The sequence below is a fragment of the Enterobacter cloacae complex sp. 402C9 genome (genome assembly GCF_050030745.1).
GTDB classification, from domain to species: domain Bacteria; phylum Pseudomonadota; class Gammaproteobacteria; order Enterobacterales; family Enterobacteriaceae; genus Enterobacter; species Enterobacter intestinihominis.
This window is the reverse complement of sequence record NZ_JBLGUW010000001.1, coordinates 604,282-628,003: the sequence shown is the minus strand read 5'-3', so window position 1 is coordinate 628,003 and position 23,722 is coordinate 604,282. Positions and strand designations below refer to the sequence as shown.

Below are 23,722 nucleotides of genomic sequence, written 5' to 3'. Positions count from 1 at the left end.
TTTTATAAACCAAATCCTAACAACAGCACACTTTCGTGACACTAAAATTGCAGCTAAGCGACATCGCAATTACATTGTATTACCCAAAAAATAAGCAATTAGCCGGCTAAGCGTCCGGCATGATGAGGATCTGCTGTTGTCAGAGTTAATGTCCCTTGTCCTTTTCCTGGCTTCCATCGGCGTTTATGCCTGGAAAGCCGGTCGTCACACCTGGTGGTTTGTGGCCACCCTGGTGGTGCTCGGTATTTTTATTGTTTTAAACATTACGTTATATGCCAGCGATTACTTTACCGGCGACGGTATTAACGACGCGGTGCTCTACACATTGACCAACAGTCTGACCGGCGCAGGTGTGGGTAAGTACATCCTTCCGGGTCTGGGGCTGGTGGTCGCCCTGGTGGCCATCTTCGCCGCGCTGGCCTGGGTTCTGCGCCGTCGCCGTCACCGTCCGCATCATCATGGCTACAGCCTGCTGGCGCTGTGCCTGGCGCTGGCCTCCGTGGATGCCAGCCCGGCCTTCCATCAAATTACCGAGCTGGTAAAATCCCAGTCGGGCGATGGTGACCCGGACTTTGCGGCCTATTACAAAGAACCCTCGAAGAAGATCGACAATCCCAGACTCAACCTGGTCTATATCTACGGCGAAAGTCTGGAACGCACCTATTTTGATAACGATGCTTTCCCGAACCTGACGCCAGAGCTTGGCGCGCTGAAAAACCAGGGCCTCGACTTCAGCCACACCGTGCAGCTGCCCGGCACGGATTACACCATCGCCGGGATGGTGGCCTCCCAGTGCGGCATTCCGCTGTTCGCCCCGTTTGAAGGCAACGCCTCCGCCTCAATGTCGAGCTTCTTCCCGCAGAACATTTGCCTCGGCGATATCCTGAAAAACTCGGGCTATGAAAACTACTTTATGCAGGGCGCAAACCTGCGCTTTGCCGGGAAAGATGTGTTCCTGAGATCCCACGGTTTCGATCACCTGTATGGTTCCGAAGAGCTGAAAACCACGGTGGCCGATCCAGCCTACCGCAACGACTGGGGCTTTTACGACGATACCGTTCTGGATGAAACCTGGAAGAAATTCGAGGAGCTTTCCCGCGCCGGTAAACGCTTCTCGCTGTTTGCGTTGACCGTCGACACGCATCATCCGGATGGTTTCGTCTCACGCACCTGTAAACGTCAGGGCTACGACATTGACGGTAAAAACAACAAGTCGTTCAGCGCTGTGACCTGTAGCCAGGAACATATCGCGGCGTTAATCGAGAAAATCAAAGCGTCGCCGTATTTCAAAAATACGGTCATCGTCGTTTCATCTGACCATCTGGCGATGAAAAACAGCGCCTGGGATGAGCTGAATAAGCTGGATCGCAGCAACCTGTTCTTTGTGCTGCGCGGCGATAAACCGCAGCAGGAGATCATTGCCGCTAAACGTAACTCGATGGATAACGGCGCTACCGTGCTGGATATTCTGGGTGGCGATAACTTCATTGGCCTGGGCCGCAGTACGTTGTCGGGCCAGTCCCTGTCGGAAATCTTCCTCAACATGAAGGAAAAAATCCTCGCCTGGAAGCCGGATATCATTCGCCTGTGGAACTTCCCGAAAGAGATAAACGACTTCACCATCGATCAGGATAAAAAAATGATCGCGTTCTCCGGCAGCCATTTCCGCCTGCCTCTGCTGCTGCGCGTGTCGGATAACCGCGTCGAGCCGCTGCCGGAAAGCGAATATTCCGCGCCACTGCGCTTCCAGCTGGCGGAATTCGCCCCGCGCGATAATTTCGTCTGGGTCGATAAATGCTACAAAATGGGCCAGCTCTGGTCACAAGAGCTGTCACTGTCCACCGACTGGTGCGTCTCACAGGGGCAACTCGGCGGCGAGCAGACCGTGCAACACGTTGATAAACCGCAGTGGCAGGGGAAAACCGCGTTTAAAGATACGGTCATTGATACCGCACGCTATCAGCGCAACGTTGACCTGCTGAAAATCGTCGACAACGACATCCGTTATAAAGCTGACAGCTTTATCTTTAACGTTGCCGGCGCGCCTGAAGAGGTGAAGCAGTTCAGCGGTATTTCACGTCCCGAATCCTGGGGGCGCTGGTCTAACGCGCAGTTAGGTGATGAGGTGAAAATTGAGTATACCCATCCGCTGCCGGAGAAATTCGATCTGGTGATCACCGCCAGGGCATTTGGTCCCAACGCAAACCGTCCTGTGCCGGTGCGCGTCGGCGATAAAGAACAGATGCTGACGCTGAGCAATGATGTCACCACCAGCACGCTGCATTTCGATAACCCCACACGCAGCAATACGCTGGTCATTGTGCCGCCCGAGCCGCAGTCCACTAACGAAGGGAATATTCTCGGTCACGCTCCGCGCAAGCTGGGGATCGGCATGGTGGAGATTAAAATTGTGAGCAGCGCTGGCTGATGACGGCGTTCACCCTTCGCCCGACGCGCATCGACGACGTCGCTGCCCTGCCCGCCATTGAACGCGCGGCGGGGCAGCGATTTCGCGACGTTCCTGAGCTGGCCTGGCTGGCAGACAGCGAGGTTATTTCCGTTGAAGATCACCTCGGTTACGCCGGACGCGGATTAAGCTGGCTGGCGCTGGCTGACGACAGGCCCGTGGGCTTTATTCTCGCCGAAGCCCAGCCATCTTCGCTGTTTATTGTGGAACTTTCGGTTCATCTGGACTGGCAGGGACGAGGTCTCGGACGCCGGTTGATTAACCGTGTCGCAGAGCATGCCCGCACGCTGGGGCTAACCTCGCTGACGTTAACGACGTTTCGTGATGTCCCGTGGAACGCGCCCTACTACAGGCGATTAGGGTTTGAAATGATGACGACGCTGACGCCGGAAATGCGCCAGAAACGTGAAGAAGAGACGGCGCACGGTTTAGCGTATGGTTCCCGCTGCGCCATGCGCCTGCCTCTGTAAAATCGCCCGGTGGCGCTGCGCTTACCGGGCCTACAAAACCCAATTCCGCAGGCCAGGTCAGACGCAGCCGCCCCCGACAAAACCCCCAATCAGTAGGCCGGGTAAGGCGCAGCCGCCACCCGGCGAAACCCACAATCCGTAGGCCGGGTAAGGCGTAGCCGCCACCCGGCAAAACGCACATCCCGTAGGCCGGGTAAGGCGTAGCCGCCACCCGGCGAAACGCACAACGTCAGAACGTTTCCCAGTTATCGCCCGCATCTGCGGTCGCCGGTTTACGCGCCACTACCGGTGCGGCAACGCTTTTCGCGGAGGCGAACTCGCGCGCCTTCATCTGTTCCTGCTGAATACGGAACACCGCAACGGCCTGCGTCAGACGGCTCGCCTGCTCTTCCAGTGCCGCCGCGGCCGCCGCAGACTCTTCCACCAGCGAGGCGTTCTGCTGGGTCACGCGATCCATCTCAGCCACCGCCAGCCCCACCTGGTCGATACCGCGGCTCTGCTCATCAGACGCAGACGCGATTTCGCCCATGATGTCCGTCACGCGCGTTACCGCATTCACGATCTCACCCATGGTTTCACCGGCGCTTTCTACCAGCGTTGAACCCAACTCCACGCGCCCCACGGAGTCTTCAATCAGGCTCTTGATCTCGCGAGCCGCCTGGGCGCTGCGCTGCGCCAGGTTTCGTACTTCACCTGCAACCACCGCAAAGCCGCGGCCCTGCTCGCCCGCACGTGCCGCTTCTACCGCCGCGTTCAGCGCCAGAATATTAGTCTGGAAAGCAATCCCGTCGATCACGCTGATAATATCGGCGATTTTCTGCGAACTGCCGGCGATGTCGCGCATGGTCTGCACCACGTTATCCACCACTTTCCCGCCTTTCTGCGCGGTTTCAGACGCGCTCAGGGCCAGGTTGCTCGCCTGACGGGCATTCTCGGCGTTCTGCTTCACGGTGGCGGTCAGCTGTTCCATACTGGCGGCGGTCTCTTCCAGAGAGGCAGCCTGCTGCTCGGTACGGGATGAGAGATCGTTATTGCCCATCGAGATTTCGCTCGCACCGCTGTAAATGGCGTTTGCGCCGTTACGCACGTCACCCACGGTGCGCACCAGCTCGCCCTGCATATGGCGCAGGGAGTCAGCCAGTTCACCCATCTCGTTGGAGCCTTCCACGTCGATGCGCTTCACCAGGTCGCCGCTGGCGATATGACGAATGCTGTCAATCAGACGGTTCAGCGGCGAAATCAGTGCCTGACGAATACCCAGCCAGACGGCAACAATCACCACCAGCACCGCAGCCAGCACGCTAATCAGCACCCAGATAGCCTGGCGGTAAGAGCTGTTGCTGTCTTCAACCGCGGTCTGATAGAGCGCGTCGTTTTGTTGCAGATAGCTGACGTACTGCTTCTCAAAGCCATCCTGATAGCTCTGGGTCGGCTGGTCGAAGAACTCGTTGATCTTGCCCGCCCCCAGCAGCTGGATCAGCTCGGCCAGCGCGCCGTGGTAGATATCGTAATTACGTTTGATTTCCAGTGCCGCAGCGTCGCTCTGACGCGGGTCACGCGGAAGTGCTTCGTAATCCGCCCAGTTTTTTTCCGCCTGTTTCAGAGACGCAGAGGCTATCTGCATCAGCTCGGCGACGGTTGAGCCGCTGCCGATATTGTTCTGATCCATCATATAGCGGATACCCGCGCGGTTCAGGGTGTTACGGGTTTGCAGCAGCGCCACCCAGCTACCGTTCAGGGTGGATTGTTGCTGGCGAATGGTTTGCAGGATGGTGAAATTCTCTTTGTCATGCTTCAGGGCATTGAAGAAAAGACCACCGGATGTGAGTTGTAAAAGGCCAAATATCGCTAAAACCAGCAGTAAGCTGGTGACAATCTTGATACGATTTAACATGTTTTCTCTTTCCTCAGACAGATACAGAATTTTCGGCCTGGAAAGGGAAAACTTTACGAAAATCATCCTGGATTTTAGGGTTTTTACTCTTCGTCCCGCGCGGCAATATGTCGGTTTCCGAGTTCAATAAACTCTTCCAGCAGCGCCGTGAGCTGCTTCATCTTCTCCGGGGTATATTCCGCCTCAATCTGCTGGTACGCCTCTTCCACCTGAGCCTGAGCACGATGGTACAGCGCGTTGCCTTCTTTCGTCAGCGATACGTACAGCTTGCGCTGGTCATTCACCGGCTTTAAGCGCAGCACCAGACCGTCGCGCTCCATCCGCGTCAGAATGCCGGTCAGGCTTGGGCGCAAAATGCAGGTGCGGAACGCCAGATCATGAAAATCCATGGAGGGATGCTCGGCCAGTACGCGGACGATACGCCACTGCTGCTCGGTCAGATTATGCCGTTTCACTATCGGGCGGAAGTAGCCCATCGCCGCTTCACGCGCCTGCAACAGCGCGATGGTTAATGAGTCATGCATCACCTTCCCCTTACATCACTAACAAGTAAACAATTTAAAACAGATGCTTTTATAGACAACACGTTGTAACCCAAAAAGTCTAACAGAAACAACGCCATTTTTTTAATACATTGATTTAAATGATAATTAACCCATTGGTGTAAATTTATTGTTATTCATATCACAAATTATTCACTTCTGATTGCGAAACGAACAGCAAAAGCATAAAACCAGATCATTAACATATTAATGAAATCAAAACCGGACAGCCGGTTTGAGGAGTATGGGAATGAAAGGTACTGTTTTTGCCGTAGCGCTAAACCACCAGAGCCAGCGTGCGGCCTGGGCTGAGGCGTTTGAAAAAGCCCCCTATAACGCGCCGCCAAAAACGGCGGTGTGGTTTATCAAGCCACATAACACCGTTATTCGCGCAGGCGAGCCGATTCCCTTCCCGCAGGGAGAAACCGTGTTAAGCGGCGCAACGGTGGCGCTGGTGGTGGGCAAAACCGCCAGCAAAGTACGCGTTGAAGAGGCGGCGGCGTACATCGCCGGCTACGCGCTGGCCAACGAAATCAGCCTGCCGGAAGAGAGCTTCTACCGCCCGGCTATTAAAGCCAAATGCCGGGATGGATTTTGCCCGCTCGGCGAACCTGTCGCCGTTGATAACGTGGACAACCTGACCATCATCACCGAGATCAACGGTCGCGAAGCGGACCACTGGAACACGGCCGATCTGCACCGCAACGCCGCCGAACTGCTGAGCGCCCTGAGCGAATTTGCCACCCTGAACCCCGGCGATGCGATATTGCTCGGTACCCCGCAAAGCCGCGTCGAAATTCGCCCGGGCGATCGGGTACGCATTCTGGCAGAGGGATTTCCGCCGCTGGAAAACCCGGTGGTGGAGGAACGCGACGTTACCATCGCTTCGCGCACGCCGCCGCACGCCACGCTGTTCGCCCTCGGCCTGAACTACGCCGATCACGCCAGCGAGCTGGACTTCAAACCGCCCACCGAGCCGCTGGTGTTTATCAAAGCGCCGAACACCTTTAATGGCGACAACCAGACCTCGGTGCGCCCAAACAACATTGAATACATGCATTACGAAGCCGAGCTGGTGGTGGTCATCGGTAAAACCGCGCGTAAGGTCAGCGAAGCCGAGGCGATGGACTATGTTGCGGGCTACACGGTGTGCAACGACTACGCCATCCGCGATTATCTCGAAAACTACTATCGCCCGAACCTGCGGGTGAAAAGCCGCGACGGGCTGACCCCCATCAGCCCGAACGTAGTGCCAAAAGAAGCCATCCCTGACCCGCACAACCTTCGTCTTCGCACCTACGTCAACGGTGAACTGCGTCAGGAAGGCACCACCGCCGATCTCATTTTCAGCATCCCATTCCTGATTGCGTATCTGAGCGATTTCATGACCCTGCAACCGGGCGACATGATTGCCACCGGCACGCCGAAGGGGCTGTCCGACGTGGTACCGGGCGATGAGGTGGTAGTGGAAGTGGAAGGCGTAGGCCGCCTGGTAAACCGAATTGTCAGTGAGGAGACTGCAAAATGAAAAAGATTAACCACTGGATCAACGGGAAAAACGTCGCCGGAAGTGAGTACTTCCAAACCACTAACCCGGCCTCCGGCGAGGTGCTGGCAGAAGTGGCCTCCGGCGGCGAAGCCGAAATCCATCAGGCCGTTGCCGCCGCCAAAGAGGCGTTCCCGAAATGGGCCAACCTGCCGATGAAGGAGCGTGCGCGCCTGATGCGTCGCCTGGGGGATCTGATTGACCAGAACGTGCCGGACATTGCCGCCATGGAAACCGCCGACACCGGCCTGCCGATCCACCAGACCAAAAACGTGCTCATTCCACGCGCCTCGCACAACTTCGAGTTCTTCGCCGAGGTGTGCCAGCAGATGAACGGCAAAACCTACCCGGTCGATGACAAGATGCTCAATTACACCCTCGTGCAGCCGGTGGGCGTCTGTGCGCTGGTGTCGCCGTGGAACGTGCCGTTTATGACCGCCACCTGGAAGGTCGCGCCGTGCCTGGCGCTGGGTAACACCGCGGTGCTAAAGATGTCCGAGCTCTCCCCGCTTACCGCCGACCGTCTGGGCGAGCTGGCGCTGGAGGCGGGCATTCCGGCGGGCGTGCTGAACGTAGTGCAGGGCTATGGCGCCACGGCGGGCGACGCGCTGGTGCGTCATCATGACGTGCGCGCCGTCTCCTTCACCGGCGGCACCGCCACCGGGCGTAACATCATGAAAAACGCCGGGCTGAAGAAGTATTCCATGGAGCTGGGCGGCAAATCTCCGGTGCTGATTTTTGAAGACGCGGACATTGAGCGCGCGCTGGACGCCGCCCTGTTCACCATCTTCTCCATCAACGGCGAACGCTGCACCGCCGGCTCGCGCATCTTCATCCAGCAGAGCATCTACCCGGAGTTCGTCAAACGCTTTGCCGAGCGCGCCAGCCGCCTGCGCGTGGGCGACCCGACCGATCCGAACACCCAGATTGGCGCGCTGATCAGCAAGCAGCACTGGGAGAAGGTCTCCGGCTACATCCGCCTCGGCATTGAAGAGGGGGCAACCCTGCTGGCGGGCGGCCCGGACAAACCGACCGATCTGCCTGCGCACCTGAAAGGCGGCAATTTCCTGCGCCCGACGGTGCTGGCGGATGTCGATAACCGCATGCGCGTGGCGCAGGAGGAGATCTTCGGGCCGGTGGCCTGCCTGCTGCCGTTTAAGGATGAAGCGGAAGGCCTGCGCCTGGCAAACGACGTGGAGTATGGCCTGGCGTCGTACATCTGGACGCAGGACGTCAGCAAAGTGCTGCGTCTGGCGCGCAACATCGAAGCGGGCATGGTGTTCGTCAACACCCAGAACGTGCGCGACCTGCGCCAGCCGTTTGGCGGCGTGAAGGCCTCCGGCACCGGGCGTGAGGGCGGCGAGTACAGCTTCGAGGTCTTCGCGGAGATGAAAAACGTCTGTATCTCCATGGGCGACCATCCTATTCCAAAATGGGGGATCTGATCATGGGAAAATTAGCCTTAGCAGCAAAAATCACCCACGTGCCGTCAATGTATCTCTCTGAACTGCCTGGCAAAAACCACGGCTGCCGCCAGTCAGCCATCGACGGGCATAAAGAGATCAGCAAGCGCTGCCGCGAGCTGGGCGTCGATACCATTATCGTCTTCGACACCCACTGGCTGGTGAACAGCGCGTATCACATCAACTGTGCGGACCATTTTTCAGGCGTCTACACCAGCAACGAGCTGCCGCATTTTATTCGCGACATGACCTACGACTACGACGGCAACCCGGAACTCGGCCAGCTGATCGCCGACGAAGCGGTGAAGCTTGGCGTGCGCGCCAAGGCGCACAACATCCCGAGCCTCAAGCTGGAGTACGGCACGCTGGTGCCGATGCGCTACATGAACGCGGATAAGCACTTCAAAGTGGTCTCCATCTCGGCGTTCTGTACGGTTCACGACTTCGCCGACAGCCGCAGGCTGGGCGAGGCGATCGTCAGCGCCATCGAAAAGTACGACGGCACCGTGGCGGTGCTCGCCAGCGGCTCGCTGTCGCACCGCTTTATCGACGACCAGCGTGCGGAAGAAGGGATGAACAGCTATACCCGCGAGTTCGACCGTCAGATGGACGAGCGGGTGGTCAAGCTGTGGCGCGAAGGCCAGTTTAAAGAGTTTTGCAGCATGCTGCCGGAGTACGCCGACTACTGCTACGGCGAGGGCAACATGCACGACACGGTGATGCTGCTGGGGATGCTGGGCTGGGATAAATACGACGGCAAGGTTGAGTTCCTCACCGAGCTGTTCGCCAGCTCCGGCACCGGCCAGGTCAACGCCGTTTTCCCGCTGCCCGCATAAGGAGTCGTTATGCCGCACTTTATTGCTGAATGTACCGACAACATCCGCGCGCAGGCCGACCTGCCGGGGCTGTTCGCCAAAGTGAACGAGGCGCTGGCCGTCACGGGCATCTTCCCTCTCGGCGGCATCCGCAGCCGCGCCCACTGGCTCGATACCTGGCAGATGGCGGACGGTAAGCACGATTACGCCTTTGTGCATATGACGCTCAAAATCGGCGCCGGGCGCAGTCTGGAGAGCCGGGAAGAGGTCGGTGAAATGCTGTTTGCGCTGATCAAAACGCATTTTGCAGCGCTGATGACCGCCCGCTATCTGGCGCTGTCTTTCGAGCTCGACGAGCTGCACCCGACGCTCAATTACAAGCAGAACAACGTGCACGCGTTGTTTAAGTAGCCGTCTGCTCGCCCGGTGGCGCTTCGCTTACCGGGCCTACAACGGCTCGAACGTAGGCCGGGATCGCTACGCGCCACCCGGCAACAACAGGATATCGCCATGCTCGACAAACACACCCATACCCTGATCGCCCACCGCCTGCATCAGGCGGAACAATCCCGGGAGCAGATCCGCGCGATCTCGCTTGAGTATCCGGAGATCACCATTGAAGACGCCTACGCCGTCCAGCGCGAATGGGTGAGCCTGAAAATTGCCGAAGGCCGCGTGCTGAAAGGCCACAAGATCGGCCTCACCTCCAAAGCGATGCAGGCCAGCTCGCAGATCAGCGAACCAGACTACGGCGCACTGCTGGACGATATGTTCTTCCACGACGGCAGCGACATTCCCGTGGATCGCTTTATCGTCCCGCGCATCGAAGTGGAGCTGGCCTTCGTGCTGGCAAAACCGCTGCGCGGCCCGAACTGCACGATCTTCGACGTCTATAACGCCACAGACTACGTCATCCCTGCCCTGGAGCTGATCGACGCCCGCTGCCACAACGTTGACCCGGAAACCCAGCGCCCGCGCAAGGTATTCGACACTATCTCCGATAACGCCGCCAATGCGGGCGTGATCCTCGGCGGCCGCCCGATTAAACCCGACGAGCTGGATCTGCGCTGGATCTCCGCCCTGCTCTACCGCAACGGCGTGATCGAAGAGACCGGCGTGGCCGCAGGCGTCCTTAATCATCCGGCGAACGGCGTGGCGTGGCTGGCGAACAAACTCGCGCCATACGACGTGCAGCTTGAGCCAGGCCAGATCATCCTCGGCGGCTCGTTTACCCGCCCGGTTGCCGCCAGCAGAGGCGACACCTTCCACGTCGACTACGGCAACATGGGCTCCATCAGCTGCCGCTTTGTGTAAGGAGATGATCATGCAAAACGCATTCAAAGCGGCGCTGAAAGCGGGCCGACCGCAAATCGGGCTATGGCTGGGGCTAACCAGCAGCTACAGCGCTGAGCTATTGGCCGGGGCCGGTTTTGACTGGCTGCTGATCGACGGGGAGCACGCGCCGAACAGCGTACAGACCGTTCTGACTCAGCTACAGGCCATCGCCCCTTATCCCAGCCAGCCGGTGGTGCGCCCGTCGTGGAACGATCCGGTGCAGATCAAGCAGCTGCTGGACGTGGGGGTGCAAACCCTGCTGGTGCCGATGGTGCAAAACGCCGACGAAGCGCGGCTGGCGGTCAGCGCCACCCGCTATCCACCCGCGGGCATTCGCGGCGTCGGCAGCGCGCTGGCGCGGGCGTCGCGCTGGAACCGTATCCCGGACTATCTGCATCAGGCTAACGACGCCATGTGCGTGCTGGTGCAAATCGAAACCCTAAGAGCGTTAAAAAACCTGCCGCAGATCCTGGACGTGGACGGCGTCGACGGCGTGTTTATCGGCCCGGCGGATCTGAGTGCCGACATGGGCTTTGCCGGTAATCCGCAGCACCCGGAGGTGCAGGCCGCCATTGAGCAGGCGATCGCGCAGATACGCGCCGCCGGTAAAGCGCCCGGCATCCTGATGGCGAACGAGCAGCTGGCGAAACGTTACCTTGCACTCGGCGCGCTGTTTGTCGCCGTCGGCGTCGACACCACCCTGCTCGCCCGCGGCGCGGAAGCGCTGGCGGCACGTTTTATCGAACAACCGGTTACGTCAGTTAATAACAATAAATCCGTCTACTAAACGTAAGATCTGGAGCGCAGCATGACGACCTCTACCCTGCAAGATAAGAAAGCTATAGAACATCGCGTTATCAACAAGCTGTTCCGTCGTTTGATCGTGTTTCTCTTTATCCTGTTTGTCTTTTCGTTTCTCGATCGCATCAACATCGGCTTTGCCGGGCTAACGATGGGCAAAGATCTGGGCCTCACGTCGACCATGTTTGGCCTGGCCGCGACCTTGTTTTACGTCACCTACGTGCTGTGCGGGATCCCCAGCAACATCATGCTGGCGAAAATCGGCGCGCGGCGCTGGATCGCCGGGATCATGGTGGTGTGGGGCATCGCCTCTACCTGCACCATGTTCGCCACCAGCCCGGAAACGCTCTACGTCCTGCGCATGCTGGTGGGCATTGCCGAAGCCGGTTTCCTGCCGGGGATCCTGGTCTATCTCACCTGGTGGTTCCCGGCGTATCACCGCGCCCGCGCCAACGCGTTGTTTATGATCGCCATGCCGGTGACCATGATGCTCGGCTCGATCCTCTCCGGGTACATTCTGGCGATGGACGGGCTGTGGAACCTGAAGGGCTGGCAGTGGCTGTTCCTGTTGGAGGGGCTGCCGTCGGTGGTGCTCGGCGTGGTGACCTGGTTCTACCTTAACGACACCCCGGATCAGGCCACCTGGCTGGATGATGATGAAAAGCAGGCACTCAAAACGATGATCGCCCGCGAGCAGGAACTGGCCATTGCGCACGTCGCCACGCCGCGATCGACGCTGCGCGAGGTGCTGACGCCCGCCGTACTGCTCTACACGCTGGCCTACTTCTGCCTGACGAATACGCTGAGCGCGATCAACATCTGGACGCCGCAGATCCTGCAAAGCTTCAACACCGGCAGCAGCAATATCGTGATTGGCCTGCTGGCGGCGATCCCGCAGTTTTGCACCATCCTCGGGATGATCTGGTGGAGCCGCCGCTCCGACAGGCTGAAAGAGCGAAAAAAGCACACCATCCTGCCGTATCTGTTTGCGGCGGCGGGATGGATGCTGGCCTCGGCGACCGATCACAGCCTGATCCAGCTGCTTGGCATCATCATGGCCTCAACCGGATCGTTTACCGCCATGGCGATATTCTGGACCACGCCGGACCAGGTGATTAGCCTGCAATCCCGCGCGGTGGCGCTGGCGGTGATCAACGCCATCGGCAACGTCGGGTCTGCCGTCAGCCCATTGCTGATTGGTATTCTGCGCGACGCGACCGGCAGCTTCAGCTCGGGGCTGTGGTTCGTGGCGGGTCTGCTGGTAGTGGGCGCACTGGTGCTGACGCGCATTCCGATGACGCAGCGGGTTCAAAAGAGGAACGATCATGTGCCAGAGCCCTATCGCCAACATTGATATCAGCAAGGAGTACGACGAAAGTCTGGGCACCGACGATGTGCACTACCAGTCGTTCGCCCGCATGGCGGCCTTTTTTGGCCGCGACATGCAGGCGCACCGCCACGACCAGTATTTTCAGATGCATTTTCTCGACACCGGGCAGATTGAGCTGCAGCTCGACGACCACCGCTACTCGGTGCAGGCGCCGCTGTTCGTTCTGACACCGCCGTCGGTGCCGCACGCGTTTATCACTGAATCCGACAGCGACGGCCACGTGCTGACGGTGCGCGAGGATCTTATCTGGCCGTTGTTAGAAGTGCTCTACCCCGGCACGCGGGAGGCGTTCGGCCTGCCGGGGATCTGCCTGTCGCTTGCCGACAGGCCTGACGAGCTGGCGGCGCTGAAGCATTACTGGCAGCTCATTGCCCGGGAATCCACGGAACAGCTGCCGGGCCGTGAGCATACGCTGGTCCTGCTGGCGCAGGCCGTATTTACCCTGCTGCTGCGCAACGCGAAGCTCGACGACCACGCTTCAGGCGGCATGCGCGGCGAGCTGAAGCTGTTTCAGCGCTTTAACCAGCTGACAGATGCGCATTACCACGAGCACTGGACGGTGCCGGAATACGCCAGCGAACTGCATCTTACCGAATCCCGCCTGACCGATATCTGCCGCCGCTTTGCCAACCGCTCGCCGAAACGGTTGATCTTCGACCGCCAGCTGCGGGAAGCCAGGCGCTTGCTGCTGTTTTCCGACAGCACAGTGAGCGAAATTGCCTGGCAACTGGGGTTTAAAGATCCGGCCTATTTCGCCCGTTTTTTCAACCGACTGACGGGGTGCTCACCCAGCGCATACCGGGCGCAGAAAGTACCGGTTTCCTGAACGCATCACGGTTCGTAGGGCGGGTAAGCGCAGCGCCACCCGCCGAAAAGCCGCACAGATCACAAAACAACATCCCACCCGAAAAGTACCTGCCGTTGTCCCAATCGTCCCTTCACGTTCCGCCCCTCTCACGCTTCAATTAAACAACAAAAACAAAACATAAATTTAACAACCATCTTCCGATACGAGGTCCCTATGAAGCCTGAAGATTTCCGCGCTAATGCCAAACGTCCGTTAACCGGTGAAGAGTATTTAAAAAGCCTGCAAGATGGCCGTGAGATTTATATCTACGGCGAGCGCGTTAAGGACGTTACTACCCACCCGGCATTTCGCAATGCGGCGGCGTCCATCGCCCAGATGTACGATGCCCTGCACAAGCCAGACATGCAGGATACACTCTGCTGGGGCACCGACACCGGCAGCGGCGGCTACACCCATAAATTCTTCCGCGTGGCGAAAAGCGCCGACGATCTGCGCCAGCAGCGCGACGCCATCGCCGAGTGGTCGCGCCTGAGCTACGGCTGGATGGGCCGCACGCCAGACTACAAAGCCGCGTTCGGCTGCGCGCTGGGGGCTAACCCTGCCTTCTACGGTCAGTTCGAGCAGAACGCCCGCAACTGGTACACCCGTATTCAGGAAACCGGCCTGTACTTTAACCACGCCATCGTCAACCCGCCTATCGACCGCCATAAACCGGCGGACGAGGTGAAAGACGTTTACATCAAGCTGGAGAAAGAGACCGACGCCGGGATCATCGTCAGCGGCGCGAAAGTGGTGGCCACCAACTCTGCGCTGACCCACTACAACATGATTGGTTTTGGCTCTGCGCAGGTGATGGGCGAAAACCCGGACTTCGCGCTAATGTTCGTCGCGCCGATGGATGCCGAAGGGGTGAAGCTGATCTCCCGCGCCTCTTACGAGATGGTGGCAGGGGCGACCGGCTCCCCGTACGACTACCCGCTCTCCAGCCGCTTTGACGAGAACGACGCCATTCTGGTGATGGATCATGTGCTGATCCCGTGGGAAAACGTGCTGATCTACCGCGATTTCGACCGCTGCCGTCGCTGGACGATGGAAGGTGGCTTCGCCCGCATGTACCCGCTTCAGGCCTGCGTGCGTCTGGCGGTGAAGCTCGACTTCATCACCGCTCTGCTGAAGAAATCGCTGGAGTGTACCGGCACCCTCGAGTTCCGCGGCGTGCAGGCGGATCTCGGCGAAGTGGTGGCGTGGCGCAACATGTTCTGGGCGCTGAGCGACTCCATGTGCTCCGAAGCCACGCCGTGGGTAAACGGCGCGTACTTGCCTGACCACGCGGCGTTACAGACCTACCGCGTGATGGCGCCAATGGCCTACGCGAAAATCAAGAACATCATCGAACGCAACGTGACCTCCGGGCTGATCTACCTGCCGTCCAGCGCGCGGGACCTGAACAACCCGCAGATCGACCAGTATCTGGCGAAGTATGTGCGCGGCTCCAACGGGATGGATCACGTCGAACGCATCAAGATTCTGAAACTGATGTGGGATGCCATCGGCAGCGAGTTTGGCGGACGTCACGAGCTGTACGAAATCAACTACTCCGGTAGCCAGGATGAGATCCGCCTGCAATGCCTGCGTCAGGCGCAAAGCTCCGGCAACATGGACAAGATGATGGCGATGGTTGACCGCTGCATGTCCGAGTACGATCAGCACGGCTGGACCGTACCGCACCTGCACAACAACACTGATATCAACATGCTGGATAAGCTGCTGAAATAACGCAGCGGGAGGTTTCAATGCAATCTGAAGAACGCCTGCGTTTTCGCGACGCGATGGCCAGCCTGTCGGCGGCGGTGAATGTGGTCACCACCGAGGGCGATGCGGGCCGCTGCGGCATTACCGCCACCGCCGTCTGTTCGGTCACGGATACCCCGCCCTCGGTCATGGTCTGCATCAACGCCAACAGCGCCATGAACCCGGTCTTCCAGGGCAACGGTAAACTGTGCGTCAACGTGCTGAACCACGAGCAGGAGATCATGGCCCGCCACTTTGCCGGGATGACCGGCATGGCCATGGAGGAGCGCTTTGCTCTCTCCTGCTGGCAGAAAGGACCGCTGGCGCAGCCGGTGCTGAAAGGCGCCCTGGCAAGCCTGGAAGGTGAGATAACCCAGGTGCAAACCATCGGTACCCATCTGGTCTACCTGGTGGAGATTAAGAACATCATCCTCAGCAGCGAGGGGCACGGCCTGATCTACTTCAAACGCCGTTTCCACCCGGTGATGATGGAGATGGAAGCCGCGGTTTGATCCCGTTGCACAAAAAAACGCTAAGGTTTCCGCAAAGGTGCGCCGTTAACTATCCATAAGATAAATTTTTCGGGGCGGCTGACGACGTCGTCAGCCGTCCCCTTAACGCTGGAAAGTCTTATGGCCCCTTCACCCCGAAGCCGCTCGGCTGAGCGTCTGGTTGACATCATTATTGCTCTGCACCGCAACGGAAGCGTTAATCGCCGCGATCTGATGCAAAAATTTGGCATTACCGAACGTACGGTGTACCGCGATCTACAGGCCCTTTCCCCAATTATCGAACACGACGGCAAAGGACGCTATCAGCTGCTGCCCGCATATCAGCCCTGCCGCTGCACGCAATGCCCTGATGCGAACGACGAAACCCCGCAGGGCTAGATTATTCTCAGTGATCTCAATCACATATTTTCTCCCGCCGGGGGTGAGCCTTAACCACTCACCCTCGCTTTTGACCGCTCACGCATCGCTTTCAACCACTCACCCATTTACCGTGCTTTACACGCGCGAGGATCTGGCACGATCGCTCCAGCATTAATCAATACCTCCTCACAACGAACCCTGACCCTTTTTTCTTTACATAAAAAACCAGGTCTTACTATGGATACTAAAAAACTACTTAAGCACGTGCCCTGGGCCATCCTCGGGATCATCGGCGCTTTCTGTCTGGCGGTTGTCGCATTACGCCGGGGCGAGCACGTCAGCGCCCTGTGGATCGTGGTCGCGTCGGTTTCCGTCTATCTTGTGGCTTATCGCTACTACAGCTTGTACATCGCGCAGAAGGTCATGAAGCTCGACCCGACGCGCGCCACCCCGGCGGTCATTAACAATGACGGCCTGAACTATGTGCCAACCAACCGTTACGTGCTGTTTGGTCACCACTTCGCCGCCATTGCAGGCGCGGGTCCGCTGGTCGGTCCGGTGCTGGCTGCGCAGATGGGCTACCTGCCGGGTACGCTCTGGCTGCTCGCGGGCGTAGTGCTGGCGGGAGCGGTGCAGGACTTTATGGTGCTGTTTATCTCCTCGCGCCGTAATGGTTCGTCGCTGGGCGAGATGATCAAAGAGGAGATGGGCCGCGTGCCGGGCACGATCGCCCTCTTCGGCTGCTTCCTGATCATGATCATCATCCTGGCAGTGCTGGCCCTGATCGTGGTGAAAGCGCTGGCCGAAAGTCCGTGGGGCGTCTTCACCGTCTGCTCTACCGTGCCGATTGCGCTGTTCATGGGCATCTACATGCGCTTCCTGCGCCCTGGCCGCGTTGGCGAGGTGTCGGTCATCGGTATCGTGCTGCTGGTCGCCTCCATCTACTTCGGCGGTGTGATTGCCCACGACCCGTACTGGGGCCCGGCGCTGACCTTTAAAGACACCACCATCACCTTCGCGCTGATCGGTTACGCGTTCATCTCAGCGCTGCTGCCGGTGTGGCTGATTCTGGCTCCGCGTGACTACCTGGCGACCTTCCTGAAAATCGGCGTGATCGTCGGGCTGGCAATCGGGATTGTGATCATCAACCCGGAGCTGAAAATGCCGGCGGTGACGCAGTACATTGACGGTACCGGTCCGCTGTGGAAAGGTGCCCTGTTCCCGTTCCTGTTTATCACCATTGCCTGCGGTGCCGTGTCTGGCTTCCACGCGCTGATCGCCTCCGGCACCACGCCGAAGCTGATGGCCAACGAAACCGACGCGCGCTTCATCGGTTACGGCGCGATGCTGATGGAATCCTTCGTGGCGATCATGGCGCTGGTTGCGGCGTCGATTATCGAGCCTGGGCTGTACTTCGCGATGAACACCCCACCAGCGGGTCTCGGCATCACCATGCCAAACCTGCATGAGATGGGCGGCGAAAATACCGCGCTGATCATGGCGCAGCTGAAAGACGCCAGCGCACACGCGGCGGCGACCGTCAGCTCCTGGGGCTTCGTGATATCGCCTGAGCAGATTATGCAGACCGCGAAAGACATCGGCGAACCATCCGTGCTGAACCGCGCAGGTGGCGCACCGACGCTGGCGGTGGGTATCGCACACGTGTTCCACAAAGTGCTGCCGTGGGCGGACATGGGCTTCTGGTACCACTTCGGTATCCTGTTTGAAGCGCTGTTCATCCTCACCGCGCTGGATGCCGGTACGCGTGCAGGCCGCTTCATGTTGCAGGATCTGCTGGGTAACTTCGTGCCGTTCCTGAAGAAAACCGACTCTCTGGTAGCAGGTGTTCTGGGTACTGCGGGCTGCGTAGGTCTGTGGGGTTACCTGCTGTATCAGGGCGTTGTAGACCCGCTGGGCGGCGTGAAGAGCCTGTGGCCGCTGTTCGGCATCTCTAACCAGATGCTGGCGGCTGTGGCCCTGGTGCTGGGCACCGTTGTCCTGGTGAAGATGAAACGCACCAAATACATCTGGGTAACCGTGGTGCCTGCGCTGTGGCTGCTGCTCTGCACTACCTGGGCGCTGGGTCTGAAACTGTTCAGCACCAACCCGCAGCTGGAAGGCTTCTTCTTCATGGCTAACCAGTACAAAGAGAAGATTGCCGCAGGCGGCGCGGATCTGACTGCGCAGCAGATTGCCAACATGAACCATATCGTGGTGAACAACTACACCAACGCGGGTCTGAGCATTCTGTTCCTGGTGGTGGTGTACAGCATTATCTTCTACGGCATTAAAACCTGGATGAAAGTGCGTAATGCCGATGGCCGTACGGACAAAGAAACCCCGTACGTGCCGGTGCCGGAAGGCGGCGTGAAGACGTCTTCACACCATTAATAAAATGGCGGGTGGCGCTGCGCTGACCCGCCCTACAACGTTACTGTAGGCCCGGTAAGCGTAGCGCCACCGGGCTTTTTCTTATCAGGACACGTTATGTTTGGTAACTTAGGCGAAGCAAAAAAATACCTCGGTCAGGCGGCGAAAATGCTGATTGGCATTCCGGACTATGACAACTACGTTGAGCATATGAAGACCAACCATCCGGATAAGCCGTACATGACCTACACTGAATTCTTCCGCGAGCGTCAGGAAGCGCGCTACGGCGGAAGTGGAGAAGGCGGCGTCCGCTGCTGCTAAAGGAGAAACCATGACCCCGATTGCCGTTACCCTGCTGACCGGTTTTCTCGGCGCCGGTAAAACCACCCTGCTGCGCCACATCCTGAATGAACAGCACGGCTTCAAAATCGCCGTCATTGAAAACGAATTTGGCGAAGTCTCCGTTGACGATCAGCTGATTGGCGACCGCGCCACGCAGATCAAAACCCTGACCAACGGCTGCATCTGCTGCACCCGCTCCAGTGAATTAGAAGACGCCCTGCTGGACCTGCTCGACAGCCGCGATCGCGGTGACATCGTCTTCGACCGTCTGGTGATCGAGTGTACCGGCATGGCCGATCCCGGCCCGATTATTCAGACCTTTTTCTCCCACGATATTCTGTGCCAGCGCTACCTGCTGGACGGCGTCGTCGCGCTGGTGGATGCGGTACACGCCGACGAGCAGATGAACCAGTTCACCATCGCCCAGTCTCAGATTGGCTACGCCGACCGCATTCTGCTGACCAAAACCGACGTGGCGGGTGAAAGCGAAAAACTGCGTGAGCGCCTGACGCGCATCAACTCGCGCGCACCCATTTATACCGTGACGCACGGCGATATCGACCTGTCTCAGCTGTTCAACACCAACGGCTTTATGCTGGAGGAGAACGTCACCGCGAAACCGCGCTTCCACTTTATGGCAGACAAGCAAAACGACGTAGCGTCGATTGTGGTGGAGCTGGACTACCCGGTGGACATCAGCGAGGTCTCGCGTGTGATGGAGAACCTGCTGCTGTCGTTTGCCGACAAGCTGCTGCGCTATAAAGGAATGCTGTGGATCGACGGCGAGCCGAACCGCCTGCTGTTCCAGGGCGTGCAGCGCCTGTACAGCGCCGACTGGGATCGTCCGTGGGGCGATGAACCGCCGCACAGCGTGATGGTGTTTATTGGAATACAGCTGCCGGAAGAGGAAATTCGGGCAGCGTTTGCGGGACTGAAAAAGTAAATCGTCGCTCCCTTTTAAACAGTAAAGGGGGCGTATTTCATTAAGGCAAAATGCGGGTTTCGCCCTTTCTGTTTGCAATATTGTCTGTTAATGTTCTTATCATGAATGAAATCATGCTTTGATTAATATTGGTTACAATATTAATCAATTGGATTTATATAATTTTCATGAATTGGTAGGCGTAATATGGCAATCATTATTCCCACGGTTAGCAGCTGTAGCGAGAAAATTACGGCAGGAGAAAAAAGACTGGCAAGGCTTCTGGAGGGTGGGCTCAGCGAACAATGTACCTGCTGGTATGATACCCGAATGGGAGACAAAGACGATCATCCTGATTTTGTGATTCTGGCCCCCGATAAAGGGCTGCTGTTTATAGAAGTGAAAGACTGGTATATCACAAAAATAAAATCGGCTAATAAAACCCATATTAATTATGAAACCAAAAACGGCATAGAGCCGTTGAAGAACCCACTCGAACAAGTTCGACAATATACCTTTCATATCATCAATAGCCTGAAAAAAGATCCCCTGCTTCGCCAGAAACAGGGAGAGCATGAGGGCGGTTTTATTATGCCGTATGGATACGGTGTTTATTTGAGCAACATCACTCGGGCACAGCTGGAAAAGAGTTTTACACCTGAGGAGTTGAATGAAATATTGCCCGCCAGCCAGGTGATATGCAAAGACGAACTCAACGAGTTTATGACTCGAGAACAAATCTCTGGCCGGCTCGAATCCCTTCTCAAACATCACTTTGTTCATAACACAACACCACAGCAGCTCGACCGCATCCGGTGGCATCTTTATCCCGATGTCCGCATTAACCCATCCGTTACGCGGGTTGACCTGGATAATTTTACTTTCCACACCCCTGATGTGGTATGCATGATGGACAGGAACCAGGAACAACTCGCCAGAAGTATGGGGGCGGGACACAGGGTAATTCATGGCGTGGCAGGTTCGGGCAAAACGCTCATTTTGCACCACCGATGTATTGAGCTTGCCAACAACATTGAAAACACCAAACCGATACTGGTGATTTGCTACAACATTACGCTGGCTAAAAAACTCAAAGCGCAGCTCGAACAGCATAGCCTCAGACTTCCCGTCGAAGTTATCCATTTCCACGCCTGGTGTTATCAGCAATTAAACGCGCATCGGCGTCTTCCCCCCAGGAGCAAAAACTTTATTGAGCTGATGGAGAATGCGCTGACGGTGGCATTTGAAGAGGGAGCAATCAAACCGGAGCAGTACAGCGCCGTTTTGATAGATGAAGGACACGATTTTAAACCGGAATGGCTAAGAATCCTCGCCAAAATGCCGGACAATAAAGATAGCTCCCTGCTGTTTCTGTACGATGACGCTCAGTCAATTTATCAGAAAAAGAAAGCTCTCGATTTTACCCTGTCCAGCGTCGATATAAAGGCTCAGGGCCGTACAACTATTTTGGATACCAATTATCGCAACACCCGGCAAATACTCCATTTTGCCAGCAGCGTAGCATTTAATTATCTCAATAATCACATAGAAGCTTCTCTCAAATACCAGCAGCCTGCCGCAGGTGGCCTGTCCGGGAAGTATCCCGCGCTGGCCAGCTTTGATAATCAGGACGAGGAGATTACGCGCGTCCTCGATTGGGTCACAGAGCAGCGACAGGAAGGTGTTGCGTGGTCAGAAATCGCCATACTGTGCCCCTCAACCTACAGCATTTCAGGCATGCTCGCGCCAAGGCTTGAAGCCCGCAAGATCCCATACCAGATGATTGTCTCCAGCGATGATAAAAAGCACTGGTCCCCGCAGAATGATTACCTCTGCGTCATGCCGCTGCCCAGCAGCAAGGGGCTTGAGTTTAATTCGGTCGCCATTATGGATGCGGCAAAGGAAAGGGACAGTGAAGATCTGAGTGACGATATCAAGCGCCTTTACGTCGGCATTACCCGCGCACGACAGAATCTTCTGGTGACAATGCACGGAACCGGAAGCCTGCGAGATCATCTGGTCGAGACCTGGGAAAAGAGCGTTAAGTCGATCTAACTATTCCGCGTTGAAAAGTATCTGCACCGAACAATCCCCTCTCCCCTGTGGGGAGAGGGCCAGGGTGAGGGGTAAAGTCCAATATTATTTCAACGCCTCCGGCAGCGTCACAATCCACAGCTCGCTGTCGGAATCCGGCTTCTTCAGCGGCTTGACGCTGAGGGTAGTTTCAACCGCTTTGTCATCCAGCGTCAGCTTGCCTTCCGCGTTCACCCGATAATCCTTGAGCTTCTTGCCCTCGGCCGGGTTGTGCATCGCCACCTTCACGCCAAAGTCGTTATCGTTCGCCACCGCCAGCGTTTTGTCGTCAATCAGCGCCAGCCCTTCGGCTTTTTCCTGCTGCCAGCCCAGCGCACGCAGATCGACCACCTGCGTTTTTTCCGCAAGTGAAATGCCGCGCTGCGCCAGCGTTTTCTCATCGTCAAATTCCGGGTATTCGCCCGGCTTGTCGAAGGCGGCCAGATCGCTCGCCTTGCTCAGATCCACCCTGTAGATGAGGTTACGCATTACGTCGTTTTTATCTTCGCCCTGTTCAATCAGCAGGATAGTGTGGTTATCCAGCGCCACGATATCGCCGATTTTGGCGTCGCTGTTTTTGGTGTAGGCCGCGCTGTCGACAGGGTAGCCGTACATCGCGGTTTTTCCGGTCGCCGGATCGAAGCTGACCAGTCGCGTAAACAGCGCCTGCTTTTTGCTCTTCCCGTCGATATCCAACGTACTCTGGACAGCGGCGATAATACGTCCGTCCGGCATGCGGGTCAGGCCTTCAAATCCCCGGTTTGCCTGGCGCCATTTGATAACATTTGGCAGACCGCCCGCGATGGATTTCTCCCCTTCCGCCGCCTGTGGGCCGTGGATCGCGAGGATTTTCCCTTTACTGTCAATATTAATCAGGAACGGGCCATACTCATCGCACAGCCAGTAGCCGCCCTTCCCGTCCGGCGTGATGCCTTCCGTATCCAGCCCGCGGTTATCGCCTTTCAGCACTTTTAAAGTGTCGCTTAGCGCGATTTCATTGGTGGAACCAATCACGCCACTTTGCAGCGGCAGACCGTTGATTTCGCCTTTATCGTCATGCAAAGGACGCGCGTCCACGGCCTCCGCTTTACCGTTTTGCACGCGGATCGTCATTAGCAGCGGGGCGAAATCCGGGGTAACAAAGATTTTAGCGTCATTTTTCCCCATTTTTGGCGAATCCGCGTTAGGACCGCGATCGGTCACGGTCGTAAACGTCAAGGCATCGCCCTGCTTGCCCGTAAACAGCAGGCCAGAGCCAATCCCCACAGGCAGCCCGTTCGGAAACGCGCTGGCAAACGCACCGCTGTATTTGACATGCGCGCCTTCGGGAAAACTGACGACGTAACGCTCCGCGGTTGGCTGTGCCGCCAGGCCAGAGAAAGAGAGCGCACAACCAATTAGCACAGGAATGATTTTTCTTTTCATAGTGTTAGCACCCAGTAAGTGAAGCCAACAACGTAATGAAGAAACGTGTCAGAAAAATGACATGGTGAAAGCGGTTCGGCACGACGGGGCGTATAGCCACCTCCAGAAATGTAAACCTGTGTCTTTATCTGTGACAACTGAAACACTTTTGGAAATTATTAGAAACTCAATTAATTCATCCTGAACTAATTTTTCCGACCCGTTCAGCGTACGTTTAATGAGAATCCTGAACCCTTCCTAAACGCGAATGCATTAGGTATTGACTCCTTGCCGGGTCAACATTCGAACAACATTTAAAATTCAAAAACCAAACAAAAACAGCATAAAAACGTGACAAGCATCGCATTTGCAGAGATAAACAGCTCTTGTTAAGGTGCCCTCAGATTAATTTGATGA

The 23,722-nt window shown here is 57.2% G+C and carries 20 protein-coding genes; 17 read left to right on the top strand and 3 right to left on the bottom strand.

All coding sequences use genetic code 11. The annotated features are described in order from the left end of the window. The first annotated feature begins 136 nt into the window (after positions 1 to 136). Positions 137 to 2,428 carry a phosphatidylglycerol--membrane-oligosaccharide glycerophosphotransferase gene (gene opgB / locus ACQG1K_RS02980; protein WP_063200430.1) on the top strand — a complete coding sequence of 764 codons (2,292 nt, stop codon included), beginning with the start codon at positions 137 to 139 and terminating at the stop codon, positions 2,426 to 2,428. After that, the gene (locus ACQG1K_RS02975; protein ID WP_023305400.1) at positions 2,428 to 2,937 is read left to right on the top strand and encodes a GNAT family N-acetyltransferase; all 510 of its coding nucleotides are present in this window, start codon (positions 2,428 to 2,430) and stop codon (positions 2,935 to 2,937) included. Before opgB ends, ACQG1K_RS02975 begins: the two co-directional genes overlap by 1 nt. Positions 2,938 to 3,166: 229 nt before the next feature. Here the strand turns inward: ACQG1K_RS02975 and tsr are convergent, their stop codons facing one another. Next, on the bottom strand, positions 3,167 to 4,831 hold the full coding sequence (tsr, locus tag ACQG1K_RS02970; protein WP_023305399.1) for a methyl-accepting chemotaxis protein: 1,665 nt from the start codon (positions 4,829 to 4,831) through the stop codon (positions 3,167 to 3,169). Positions 4,832 to 4,914: 83 nt separating this feature from the next. Next, positions 4,915 to 5,355, bottom strand: a complete 441-nt coding sequence (gene hpaR, locus ACQG1K_RS02965; RefSeq protein ID WP_154850072.1) for a homoprotocatechuate degradation operon regulator HpaR — start codon at positions 5,353 to 5,355, stop codon at positions 4,915 to 4,917. Positions 5,356 to 5,623: 268 nt separating this feature from the next. On the opposite strand from hpaR, the gene hpaG reads away from it, so the two are divergent. From hpaG to ACQG1K_RS02890, 15 genes are all read left to right on the top strand, one after another. Then, positions 5,624 to 6,901: a 4-hydroxyphenylacetate degradation bifunctional isomerase/decarboxylase gene (gene hpaG, locus ACQG1K_RS02960; RefSeq protein ID WP_063854308.1), complete on the top strand. Its 1,278-nt coding sequence runs from the start codon at positions 5,624 to 5,626 to the stop codon at positions 6,899 to 6,901. After that, positions 6,898 to 8,364, top strand: a complete 1,467-nt coding sequence (gene hpaE / locus ACQG1K_RS02955; protein WP_022646959.1) for a 5-carboxymethyl-2-hydroxymuconate semialdehyde dehydrogenase — start codon at positions 6,898 to 6,900, stop codon at positions 8,362 to 8,364. Before hpaG ends, hpaE begins: the two co-directional genes overlap by 4 nt. A 2-nt stretch (positions 8,365 to 8,366) precedes the next feature. Continuing rightward, positions 8,367 to 9,218: a 3,4-dihydroxyphenylacetate 2,3-dioxygenase gene (gene hpaD / locus ACQG1K_RS02950; RefSeq protein ID WP_024908288.1), complete on the top strand. Its 852-nt coding sequence runs from the start codon at positions 8,367 to 8,369 to the stop codon at positions 9,216 to 9,218. 9 nt (positions 9,219 to 9,227) lie between these two features. Next, a complete protein-coding gene (locus ACQG1K_RS02945) occupies positions 9,228 to 9,608 on the top strand; it encodes a 5-carboxymethyl-2-hydroxymuconate Delta-isomerase (protein ID WP_367074886.1) in 381 nt (126 codons plus the stop codon). A 99-nt stretch (positions 9,609 to 9,707) separates the two neighbouring features. Continuing rightward, positions 9,708 to 10,511 carry a 2-oxo-hept-4-ene-1,7-dioate hydratase gene (gene hpaH, locus ACQG1K_RS02940; RefSeq protein WP_015572593.1) on the top strand — a complete coding sequence of 268 codons (804 nt, stop codon included), beginning with the start codon at positions 9,708 to 9,710 and terminating at the stop codon, positions 10,509 to 10,511. 10 nt (positions 10,512 to 10,521) lie between these two features. Continuing rightward, complete coding sequence (gene hpaI, locus ACQG1K_RS02935; protein WP_022646955.1) at positions 10,522 to 11,319, top strand: 4-hydroxy-2-oxoheptanedioate aldolase; 798 nt, start codon at positions 10,522 to 10,524, stop codon at positions 11,317 to 11,319. A 21-nt stretch (positions 11,320 to 11,340) separates the two neighbouring features. Beyond that, positions 11,341 to 12,687: a 4-hydroxyphenylacetate permease gene (gene hpaX, locus ACQG1K_RS02930; RefSeq protein WP_032625355.1), complete on the top strand. Its 1,347-nt coding sequence runs from the start codon at positions 11,341 to 11,343 to the stop codon at positions 12,685 to 12,687. Then, positions 12,659 to 13,549 (top strand): 4-hydroxyphenylacetate catabolism regulatory protein HpaA, encoded by an 891-nt coding sequence (gene hpaA / locus ACQG1K_RS02925; protein WP_022646953.1) that lies wholly within the window; start codon positions 12,659 to 12,661, stop codon positions 13,547 to 13,549. The genes hpaX and hpaA overlap by 29 nt, the downstream gene beginning before the upstream one ends. Positions 13,550 to 13,744: 195 nt before the next feature. After that, on the top strand, positions 13,745 to 15,307 hold the full coding sequence (hpaB, locus tag ACQG1K_RS02920) for a 4-hydroxyphenylacetate 3-monooxygenase, oxygenase component (protein WP_063146387.1): 1,563 nt from the start codon (positions 13,745 to 13,747) through the stop codon (positions 15,305 to 15,307). Between the two features lie 17 nt (positions 15,308 to 15,324). Next, the gene (locus ACQG1K_RS02915) at positions 15,325 to 15,834 is read left to right on the top strand and encodes a 4-hydroxyphenylacetate 3-monooxygenase reductase subunit (protein WP_003856606.1); all 510 of its coding nucleotides are present in this window, start codon (positions 15,325 to 15,327) and stop codon (positions 15,832 to 15,834) included. 120 nt (positions 15,835 to 15,954) lie between these two features. Beyond that, positions 15,955 to 16,212: an HTH domain-containing protein gene (locus ACQG1K_RS02910; protein WP_022646951.1), complete on the top strand. Its 258-nt coding sequence runs from the start codon at positions 15,955 to 15,957 to the stop codon at positions 16,210 to 16,212. 219 nt (positions 16,213 to 16,431) lie between these two features. Then, complete coding sequence (locus ACQG1K_RS02905; RefSeq protein ID WP_022646950.1) at positions 16,432 to 18,585, top strand: carbon starvation CstA family protein; 2,154 nt, start codon at positions 16,432 to 16,434, stop codon at positions 18,583 to 18,585. Positions 18,586 to 18,681: 96 nt separating this feature from the next. Beyond that, on the top strand, positions 18,682 to 18,885 hold the full coding sequence (locus ACQG1K_RS02900; RefSeq protein WP_003856610.1) for a YbdD/YjiX family protein: 204 nt from the start codon (positions 18,682 to 18,684) through the stop codon (positions 18,883 to 18,885). 10 nt (positions 18,886 to 18,895) lie between these two features. Then, positions 18,896 to 19,849 (top strand): GTPase, encoded by a 954-nt coding sequence (yjiA, locus tag ACQG1K_RS02895; RefSeq protein ID WP_038415244.1) that lies wholly within the window; start codon positions 18,896 to 18,898, stop codon positions 19,847 to 19,849. 186 nt (positions 19,850 to 20,035) lie between these two features. Beyond that, positions 20,036 to 21,883, top strand: coding sequence for a 3'-5' exonuclease (locus ACQG1K_RS02890; RefSeq protein ID WP_023299250.1), 1,848 nt, complete (start codon positions 20,036 to 20,038; stop codon positions 21,881 to 21,883). 84 nt (positions 21,884 to 21,967) lie between these two features. On the opposite strand, the gene ACQG1K_RS02885 is transcribed toward ACQG1K_RS02890, so the two are convergent. After that, on the bottom strand, positions 21,968 to 23,326 hold the full coding sequence (locus tag ACQG1K_RS02885; protein ID WP_367074889.1) for an esterase-like activity of phytase family protein: 1,359 nt from the start codon (positions 23,324 to 23,326) through the stop codon (positions 21,968 to 21,970). Positions 23,327 to 23,722 lie beyond the last annotated feature (396 nt).

What these genes read in the sequence shown, in the direction of transcription:
- ACQG1K_RS02975 (WP_023305400.1), top strand. Translation starts at nt 2,428, where the DNA reads ATGACGGCGTTCACCCTTCGCCCGACGCGCATCGACGACGTCGCTGCC.
- tsr (WP_023305399.1), bottom strand. Translation starts at nt 4,831, where the DNA reads ATGTTAAATCGTATCAAGATTGTCACCAGCTTACTGCTGGTTTTAGCG.
- hpaR (WP_154850072.1), bottom strand. Translation starts at nt 5,355, where the DNA reads ATGCATGACTCATTAACCATCGCGCTGTTGCAGGCGCGTGAAGCGGCG.
- hpaG (WP_063854308.1), top strand. Translation starts at nt 5,624, where the DNA reads ATGAAAGGTACTGTTTTTGCCGTAGCGCTAAACCACCAGAGCCAGCGT.
- hpaE (WP_022646959.1), top strand. Translation starts at nt 6,898, where the DNA reads ATGAAAAAGATTAACCACTGGATCAACGGGAAAAACGTCGCCGGAAGT.
- hpaD (WP_024908288.1), top strand. Translation starts at nt 8,367, where the DNA reads ATGGGAAAATTAGCCTTAGCAGCAAAAATCACCCACGTGCCGTCAATG.
- ACQG1K_RS02945 (WP_367074886.1), top strand. Translation starts at nt 9,228, where the DNA reads ATGCCGCACTTTATTGCTGAATGTACCGACAACATCCGCGCGCAGGCC.
- hpaH (WP_015572593.1), top strand. Translation starts at nt 9,708, where the DNA reads ATGCTCGACAAACACACCCATACCCTGATCGCCCACCGCCTGCATCAG.
- hpaI (WP_022646955.1), top strand. Translation starts at nt 10,522, where the DNA reads ATGCAAAACGCATTCAAAGCGGCGCTGAAAGCGGGCCGACCGCAAATC.
- hpaX (WP_032625355.1), top strand. Translation starts at nt 11,341, where the DNA reads ATGACGACCTCTACCCTGCAAGATAAGAAAGCTATAGAACATCGCGTT.
- hpaA (WP_022646953.1), top strand. Translation starts at nt 12,659, where the DNA reads ATGTGCCAGAGCCCTATCGCCAACATTGATATCAGCAAGGAGTACGAC.
- hpaB (WP_063146387.1), top strand. Translation starts at nt 13,745, where the DNA reads ATGAAGCCTGAAGATTTCCGCGCTAATGCCAAACGTCCGTTAACCGGT.
- ACQG1K_RS02915 (WP_003856606.1), top strand. Translation starts at nt 15,325, where the DNA reads ATGCAATCTGAAGAACGCCTGCGTTTTCGCGACGCGATGGCCAGCCTG.
- ACQG1K_RS02910 (WP_022646951.1), top strand. Translation starts at nt 15,955, where the DNA reads ATGGCCCCTTCACCCCGAAGCCGCTCGGCTGAGCGTCTGGTTGACATC.
- ACQG1K_RS02905 (WP_022646950.1), top strand. Translation starts at nt 16,432, where the DNA reads ATGGATACTAAAAAACTACTTAAGCACGTGCCCTGGGCCATCCTCGGG.
- ACQG1K_RS02900 (WP_003856610.1), top strand. Translation starts at nt 18,682, where the DNA reads ATGTTTGGTAACTTAGGCGAAGCAAAAAAATACCTCGGTCAGGCGGCG.
- yjiA (WP_038415244.1), top strand. Translation starts at nt 18,896, where the DNA reads ATGACCCCGATTGCCGTTACCCTGCTGACCGGTTTTCTCGGCGCCGGT.
- ACQG1K_RS02890 (WP_023299250.1), top strand. Translation starts at nt 20,036, where the DNA reads ATGGCAATCATTATTCCCACGGTTAGCAGCTGTAGCGAGAAAATTACG.
- ACQG1K_RS02885 (WP_367074889.1), bottom strand. Translation starts at nt 23,326, where the DNA reads ATGAAAAGAAAAATCATTCCTGTGCTAATTGGTTGTGCGCTCTCTTTC.